Annotated in this window: 8 protein-coding genes; 4 read left to right on the top strand and 4 right to left on the bottom strand. The window is 58.6% G+C overall.

Annotated elements, in window-relative coordinates; all coding sequences use genetic code 11:
• On the bottom strand, positions 1–137 hold a 137-nt coding region (locus ACWIUF_RS03945; RefSeq protein WP_448570931.1), incomplete at its 3' end, for a hypothetical protein.
• 381 nt (positions 138–518) lie between these two features.
• On the opposite strand from ACWIUF_RS03945, the gene ACWIUF_RS03950 reads away from it, so the two are divergent.
• Positions 519–1,610, top strand: a complete 1,092-nt coding sequence (locus ACWIUF_RS03950) for an NAD(P)H-dependent flavin oxidoreductase (protein WP_448570932.1) — start codon at positions 519–521, stop codon at positions 1,608–1,610.
• A 12-nt stretch (positions 1,611–1,622) separates the two neighbouring features.
• Here ACWIUF_RS03950 and ACWIUF_RS03955 read toward each other — a convergent pair whose 3' ends face one another.
• Both ACWIUF_RS03955 and ACWIUF_RS03960 read right to left on the bottom strand, forming a co-directional pair.
• The gene (locus ACWIUF_RS03955; protein ID WP_448570925.1) at positions 1,623–2,831 is read right to left on the bottom strand and encodes a peptidoglycan-binding domain-containing protein; all 1,209 of its coding nucleotides are present in this window, start codon (positions 2,829–2,831) and stop codon (positions 1,623–1,625) included.
• 243 nt (positions 2,832–3,074) lie between these two features.
• Complete coding sequence (locus ACWIUF_RS03960; protein WP_448570926.1) at positions 3,075–3,416, bottom strand: helix-turn-helix domain-containing protein; 342 nt, start codon at positions 3,414–3,416, stop codon at positions 3,075–3,077.
• A gap of 568 nt (positions 3,417–3,984) precedes the next feature.
• On the opposite strand from ACWIUF_RS03960, the gene rpsP reads away from it, so the two are divergent.
• Genes rpsP through ACWIUF_RS03975 form a run of 3 tightly spaced genes read left to right on the top strand, consistent with a single transcriptional unit; the run spans position 3,985 to position 5,604 of the window.
• Positions 3,985–4,233 (top strand): 30S ribosomal protein S16, encoded by a 249-nt coding sequence (rpsP, locus tag ACWIUF_RS03965; protein WP_448570927.1) that lies wholly within the window; start codon positions 3,985–3,987, stop codon positions 4,231–4,233.
• 28 nt (positions 4,234–4,261) lie between these two features.
• Entirely contained in the window at positions 4,262–4,645 is a 384-nt protein-coding gene (locus ACWIUF_RS03970; RefSeq protein WP_448570928.1) for a KH domain-containing protein, read from the top strand.
• 2 nt (positions 4,646–4,647) lie between these two features.
• Positions 4,648–5,604, top strand: coding sequence for a PhoH family protein (locus ACWIUF_RS03975; protein WP_448570929.1), 957 nt, complete (start codon positions 4,648–4,650; stop codon positions 5,602–5,604).
• Here the strand turns inward: ACWIUF_RS03975 and ACWIUF_RS03980 are convergent.
• A complete protein-coding gene (locus ACWIUF_RS03980) occupies positions 5,601–7,265 on the bottom strand; it encodes an ArnT family glycosyltransferase (protein ID WP_448570930.1) in 1,665 nt (554 codons plus the stop codon). The genes ACWIUF_RS03975 and ACWIUF_RS03980 overlap by 4 nt on opposite strands.
• Between the last annotated feature and the right edge of the window lie 76 nt (positions 7,266–7,341).

The following is a 7,341-nucleotide window of genomic DNA, read 5'->3' on the forward strand; positions in this document are numbered from 1 at the left end:
GGCACATATTTCTCGCGGCGGAAGGCCACAATGCCATCCCCGCCTTTCCCTGCTCGGACTTCAATTTCAGCGTGATCAATAAATTGCATTGGATTTAAACCCTCGATTTGCCCCCGCAGGCGCAACGGCCTGGGCATAAATGCCCCCCTTCCCAAGATACGCCCCCTCCTACCTTTGCCTCTACCTAATCGGCCTGCGCATACGGGGGGGTGAGCACCGGGCCATTGCCCTCTCCCCCCGTCCCCGCTGCCAAACTGGATGCGGGGCAGTCCCCGAAGCGCCGGGGCTTTAGGCCCCTCCCCTAGGGAGAGGGGCAGCGAACGCAATTCTTAAGATTTCCTTGAGCCGCTATCCGGCATATCCTGACGTTCTGTGGCTGAATTAGGCCACTGCATGAACTTTTCTAAAGAATTGACTTAAAACGTAAAGAGTATAATAGCTAATTGGTTATATAGTTAATCAACTGTCGCCCTGTGCAGAGGGGGCAGTTCCCGTTGTTCAGTTACCGGATGGCTTTGATGAAAGGACTCACACCTTTGCGCATTGGTCAGCATATTGCGCGTTATCCGATCGTTCAGGGGGGCATGGGGGTGCGGATCTCTGGTGCCAATCTCGCGGCGGCAGTGGCGAATGCCGGTGGCATTGGCATCATTTCCACCGCCGGGTTGGGGTTGAATTCCCCCTACTTTGATCCCCAACGATCAGGGAAGCAACCCCAGGCCCAGTTTTTTGAGGCCAACCGATTGGCCCTGATTGACGAATTACGCTTGGCCCGTACCCTCAGCCCGACGGGGGTGATTGGCATCAACTCAATGGTGGCTACCCGCGATCACGAGACGATGGTCCGCACGGCGGCGGCAGCGGGGGTGAATTTAGTAATTGCAGGGGCGGGCTTACCCCTGCGGTTACCGGAATATACGGCAGGCTATCCAGAGGTCGCCCTGGTGCCGATCGTGTCTACGGTACGGGCGGCTCAACTGATTTGTCGCAAGTGGGAACGTCAGTACGATCGCCTGCCGGATGCGATCGTCGTCGAAAGTCCGCGCTATGCCGGGGGACACTTGGGGGCGAAGGCGTCGGAGTTGCTAGACCCAGCCCTCAGTGCTGAGCAGGTGATTCCTGCTCTAGTCCGCTATCTGCGCGACGAGGTGGGGGCCGACATTCCCGTGATCGCAGCGGGGGGGGTTTGGGATCGGACCGATTTGGATGCCATGCTGGCTCTGGGGGCTAGGGGGGTGCAACTGGGCACCCGTTTTATTACCACCCACGAGTGCGACGCCGATCTGGCCTATAAGGAATTTCATTGTCAGGCCAGTCCCGATGAGGTGGTCCTGGTCCCCAGCCCGGTGGGGCTACCCGGACGGGCACTGCGTAATCCCTTTGCGGAGCAGGCGATTGCAGGTACACGGCGCCCCCAGGGGGGGTGTCTGAACTGCCTCCACAGTTGCAAGTGGCGCGATGCCCAGGAAACCTACTGCATCCTCCAGGCCCTTGATCGCGCCAGTCGCGGGGATGTCATCAACGGTTTGATCTTTGCTGGGGCCAATGCCGGACGGGCTAAGGAACTCCAATCGGTCGCTGCCGTGATGGCAGCGTTAACTGCCGTTTGAGCGAGATCTGGTTTAGATCTCACGGCTGAGGTGGGATAGGGTGGTGGGGCCGATGGTGCCCGTGGGTTGGATGTTGCGCGATTGCTGATATTGGTAGACCGCTGCTTGGGTCTCCGGACCAAAGTAGCCCGTAATTGGGCCTTGGTAAAACCCCAAATTCCGCAGTTGTAGCTGTACCGCCCGCACTTCCCCCCCCGCACTGCCGTAGGTGATCGGCGTAGGGGTGCTCCAGGCTGTGTTAGGGGTGCCCACCCAACCTGTGGCTATGGGGGCGGGTAAGGGAGTTGCGACGACCGGTGGGGGCACAACACCCGGCACGGCAACGTAGTGGGTCGTGGCTACCTGGGTGGTCGTCACGACCTGGGTACCGGGATTCACGACGGGTACCAGGGTCGGTGCGCCGGTCCCAGGATAGCTAATGGCTACCACGTTGAGATCACTCGCCAGGGTCGTGAGGGTGGCGGGGCCAGCCACCCCATTGACGGGTAAGCCCCGCCGTCGCTGATAGCGCCGAACGCCATCCTCCGTTAAGTTCCCAAAATAGCCGGTGATGGGTCCACCGTAAGCCCCGACGGCCTGCAAACTACGCTGAAGTTGGGTAACCCCTGAACCGCGATCGCCGCGCCGGAGGGTGGCATTAATGATGGGGGTAGGAGCCGTGATCGGAGTCGTGGCTACTACGGGCTGCATGGTCACGATCGGGGTTGGGGTCATCACCGGTTGGGTTGTCACAATTGCTTGGGTGGTGACCACTTGGGGGGGTACTGGGACAACTGGCGTAACGGCTACCAGCCCATTCACTTCCCGCTGCAACAGCGATAGGGTTGCCGGACCCGCCACCCCATCCACCCGGAGGCCGCGAGTACTTTGATAGCGACGGACCGCTGCCTCTGTCTGACTGCCGAAGTAGCCGGAAATTGGCCCATTGTAGACCCCCACACGGGTGAGGTTTGTCTGTAATTGCCGCACTGAGTTACACGTACTGCCCCGTTGTAAAACCGTGCTACTGGCAGCTTGGACCGGAGGTACCGCTGGCCCAACGCTGAGTAAAAGCGCCCCGATCGCCAGGGATAGTAACTGGAGGAGCAACCGGGGTGAACGCAGCCAAGGGGGCAGATAGGCCCAACGGGAGCCAGTGGGTGGGGGAGCCGTTGGGGTTAGGTCTCGCCGCCGGGTAGATGTTCTCAAGCCAGACACACCCAGATTAACCAGTGATTGCATAGATCATGTCTCTCGTAGCGCGACAATGGGTTGATGCAGGCTAGGCGGTTTCGCCCCCATGTCACTGGCTCGTCTCACATCTGGGAAATCCCCTGCGATCGCAGGGCAATATCATTGAAAAATTCAGCAAATCCTGAGGTGACCAACCTCAACGTCAACGCGCCATTAAGCCGATAACTTGACAACTCCCCGCGCCTTTAGGCGCGGGGATTCTTGGCTCACAGGGTGTCTTAGACATTGCCCTCACCAAGCAGCTTGCAGCGCCACAAAGGCCGCTTCCACTTGTCGCAGCACTTGTTGCAGCAACCCATGCGTATGGGGGCGCTTCAATTCTGGGAACTGTTGTTTGGCAGCCGCCAGCGCCTGGCACTGGGAGTAGTATGTGGGCCGCTGGGCAGCAGCAGGGATGATATACTCCCGGTCGATGCGGCAAGCATTGATATCGCACTTGCGAGAACGCGCCCAATCTTTACGTTCGGCCAGCGCGAAATTGTAGACTTGCCGGCAAATCTCCAGCCAGTCCTCAATAATCGCTTCCTGCGCAAGCGTAGGTTGCAGCTTGTACTCGTAAGTGAGGGTTACCATGCTGCAATTTTAGCACCTTGATTAAGGTGTTTGCGATTTACTCAAAGCCGTCCGAGAAGGACGGGGCTTGCATCCCATTATTTTTTGGTCAAAGGGCACAAGCATAAATTTCTGATTCTGTTAAGGATTCTACCAGATACGCCGCGATACCCGTGCCAGCCCTGAGAGGGTGTTTGAAACGTCCAGAAACCAGCCGTTTGAAGTCGCTACTACAAACGCCAAGCAACCCGTAGGACAGCCAAACGTCGAGGTTCGTAGTCACGGTTTTAAGCGCGATCCCCCTTTTAAACCATCCTCTGAGGTTGCTTTGCTGCCTAGGCGTGTCCCCCCATGCCCACGTTCCCAAACCGGGCGAAGAAGGTGAGATGCTGGCTTGCGCAAAGCCCCTCGCCAGTGCTGGGGGATTAACCTTAGGGGATGGCCGCTCAGATTGAAGCCACGCGACCCACTGCACTCAACACCAGGTGTCTGAACCAGGTGTATTTAAAATTGAGGCCCGTGATCCGTCCGAAATGGGGCAATACCTGCTAGCCTAGAATATCTGTATGGAACTCAAGCATGTGTTGATATGGTTAAACTGCGACTAAAGCGGATGGGCAAGAAGCGGGAAGCGAGCTATCGGATTGTAGCGGTCCACGCAACCAGCCGTCGCGATGGGCGTCCCCTGGAAGAATTGGGTTTTTACAATCCCCGCACTGATGAAACGAAGCTGGATATCCCGGCGATCGTCAAGCGTTTGCAGGAAGGTGCCCAGCCGACCGAAACCGTTCGTAGTATTCTGGCTAAAGCCAACGTTTTTGAACAAGTCCGTGCCTGAATCAGTCCCCCCCCCGGCTGACCCTGTTGTGACCCCAGCCCCTCCAGATTACATACACCTCCTGCGGTTTCTCGTCGAACCCCTTTTGGATTCGCCGGACTCCCTACGTGTGGATTGTGAGATTTCCACCCGATCACGGGTATGGTTGCGGGTTGCCTTTGAGGGCGAAGATAAGGGTCGAGCCTTTGGGCGTGGGGGCCGGAATTTGCAAGCAATCCGGACGGTGCTGACAGCGGTTGCCCAGGCCGCAGGCCACACGCTACACCTGGAGGTCTTTGGGCACGGGCATGGTCATGGACCGGATGACGGTCTTGCGGCTGTCAGCCATGAACCGGTTGCTAGGGGAGGACACCGGAGCCTACCGACCCGTCGGCCTCGGTCGATCCCTGACCCTAGTCCGCGATCCCATTGAGCATGGCTGAAACCTGCACGATTCAACTGCCTAGCCCTGAAAGTGCGATCGCCCTGGCGGGGGATCGGGAGGAAAACCTTAAGCTCCTAGCCCGCCAAACGGGGGCCAGTGTGGTTCTGCGGGGACAAGCACTCCTCATCTCCGGAACTGCTAACCAGGTGGCGTTGTGCAATCGCCTGGTGCGATCGCTCGCTGACCTGTGGGAAGCCGGGGTTGGGGTCTCCAGCGTGGATATTCTCACCAGTCGCCATGCCCTGGATACCCAGCGTCAGGATGAATTAAAAGATCTGCGACAGGACGTGCTGGCCCGTACCCGACGGGGGGAGGACATTCGGGCGAAAACCTTTCGGCAACGCCAGTATGTCCAGTCCATACGGACCTGTGACCTAGTATTTTGTACGGGGCCAGCGGGGACGGGTAAAACCTTCCTGGCAGCCGTGTTGGCGATTCAGGCCCTCCTGGCCAACCAATATGAACGGCTGATCCTTACCCGACCGGCGGTCGAAGCGGGGGAGAAGCTCGGCTTCCTCCCCGGCGATTTACAGCAAAAGATTAATCCCTACCTGCGTCCCCTCTACGATGCCCTGTACGAGTTGACCGATCCCGAAAAAATTACCAGCTTGATGGAGCGCGGCATCATTGAAGTGGCCCCCCTGGCCTATATGCGGGGGCGTACCCTGAATCACTCGTTTATCATTCTGGACGAGGCCCAAAATACAACCCCGGCCCAGATGAAAATGGCCTTGACCCGTTTGGGATTCCGTTCCCGCATGGTGGTGACGGGCGATACTACCCAGACGGATTTACTGCCCCATCAACCCTCTGGCCTGGAGGTGGCCTGTCAGATTTTACAAACTGTCGAAGGGGTTGCCTTTCATAAATTGACCCAGGCCGATGTGGTTCGCCATCCCCTGGTGCAGCGGATTATTGCAGCCTACGAGCAACACGAAGGGCGCTAGGGTGCGGCTGGCGCTGACGGCTGGTCCGATCGTCGCGTTACTAAGGTCCATCCCTCGGCCTGTCCTAAGGCCTGGGGTGTGGGCAGTGCCAGTCGTTGGGCGGCGGCGGCGTCCAGCAACAAATAGGGGGGGGGCTGTTGGTGCCAGCGGTGTTGCAGTTCATCGTCGTGCTGGGGAATGACGGGATGCTCTGCGTAGAATTCCAGGGAAGGGCGACGAATCGGATTCGAGGTGTAGACCGGCACCCCAGGAGGAACTTCCCGTGCCACGATGGCGGCTACGGGTTGGACAGGATAATCTTCTCCTAATTCCCAAAGCCAATGGCCTGACAACAGCAGCAGCACTAGGGACACATACATCCCCCAGGCCAAAACCAGGATGAACTGGGCATCCTGCCGCCGGAGCAAGAACAAGGCTGTTGTCATCGTTAACCCAACGGCGATCGTGGTGGGGAGTAAGGCCCAGTTCGGAGGAGATACCACCCGGCCATAGTAGAAGCTGATCCCCCACCCCCCTAGGGCCAACAGCGCGAGGACTCCTGTCCAGGCACGGGGATAGGGACGAGGACTCGCCTGCCCCAGGCCGAAGGGATTCGCCTGGTACCAAATGTCGGTGAGGTGGAGGCCGACGATCAGGGCGATCGCGGGATACAGGGGCATCACATACCAGGGGAGTTTGGTCCCCATGAGCGAAATCGCCAGCAGATATCCCCCCCCCCAGACCAGTAACAATTTGGCCCACCCCAAGGCACGATTCTCCCAAACCTGGACTAGCCCCGCCGGTAGGAACAACAGCCAGGGCCAAGTGTATTTGAGCAATTCCAGCAGGTAATACCAGGGGGGACCACTATTATTGCCCACGGTTGTCCAGACCCGATCGAGGGATTGGTTCATCACGCTGGTATTGACAAAAGTTTGACCATAGGAGTGCCATTGGGCGGCAAACCAGAGGCCAGCGGGTAGGCAGCCCAGGCCCAACCCCAACCAAAAAGACAGGGAGGTAAGCAGGCGCGGTGTGTCCCAGGCGACGAAAACCAGGGCGATCGTCCCCAGCAAAACTCCTAATAGTCCTTTGGTCAAAAAGATCAGCCCTAGGCTGATGCCCACCCCCAAACAGGCCCGGAGATCCCGTCGGGACCAGAGCAGGAACCACAACATTAGGATAAAAAAACAGAGGATCGCCCCATCCAGCATGGCGAGTCGTCCATGCCGCACGACGGGTAGCAGCGTTAGGTAGACGATTGCCGCCAAGCGGGCAGGCGTTTCTCGCCCAAACAGTTCGCGACCGAGGAGGTAGAGCAGGGGAACGGAGAGGGCCGTGAGCAATGCACCGGGGAGACGGGCGGTCCCCTCGTTAACCCCCAATAGTTGATACCCGAGGGCAATGAGCCAATGGAGCAAGGGAGGTTTATTGAGATAGGGTTCCCCCCAGAGGGTGGGATGCAGCCAGGTGGTGGAGCCAGGACCTGCCTGCCAGATTTCCTTCGCGACTTGGGCAACCGTACCCTCATCCCAGTCCCGCAGGGGCACATCCCCCAGATTTAGGGTAAAGAGCAGGAGAGCGGCGCTGCCCAATAACAAGAACCAACCCCAATCCAGCGATCGCGGTGTTCCGTAACGCATCGGTTTGAGGCGATTGTCATTAAGGCGTTTCCGATACATGATCTTGGGACGTTGGAGAAATGAGGGGCACGAGCAGCGGGGTAAAACAGATGGGTTGGCGGGGTGGGGGGTATGG

The organism is Trichothermofontia sp., from assembly GCF_053493415.1.

Excerpts from the sequence above, each read along its gene's own strand:
- ACWIUF_RS03955 (WP_448570925.1), bottom strand. The coding sequence starts at position 2,831 with ATGCAATCACTGGTTAATCTGGGTGTGTCTGGCTTGAGAACATCTACC.
- ACWIUF_RS03960 (WP_448570926.1), bottom strand. The coding sequence starts at position 3,416 with ATGGTAACCCTCACTTACGAGTACAAGCTGCAACCTACGCTTGCGCAG.
- rpsP (WP_448570927.1), top strand. The coding sequence starts at position 3,985 with ATGGTTAAACTGCGACTAAAGCGGATGGGCAAGAAGCGGGAAGCGAGC.
- ACWIUF_RS03975 (WP_448570929.1), top strand. The coding sequence starts at position 4,648 with ATGGCTGAAACCTGCACGATTCAACTGCCTAGCCCTGAAAGTGCGATC.
- ACWIUF_RS03980 (WP_448570930.1), bottom strand. The coding sequence starts at position 7,265 with ATGTATCGGAAACGCCTTAATGACAATCGCCTCAAACCGATGCGTTAC.
- ACWIUF_RS03950 (WP_448570932.1), top strand. The coding sequence starts at position 519 with ATGAAAGGACTCACACCTTTGCGCATTGGTCAGCATATTGCGCGTTAT.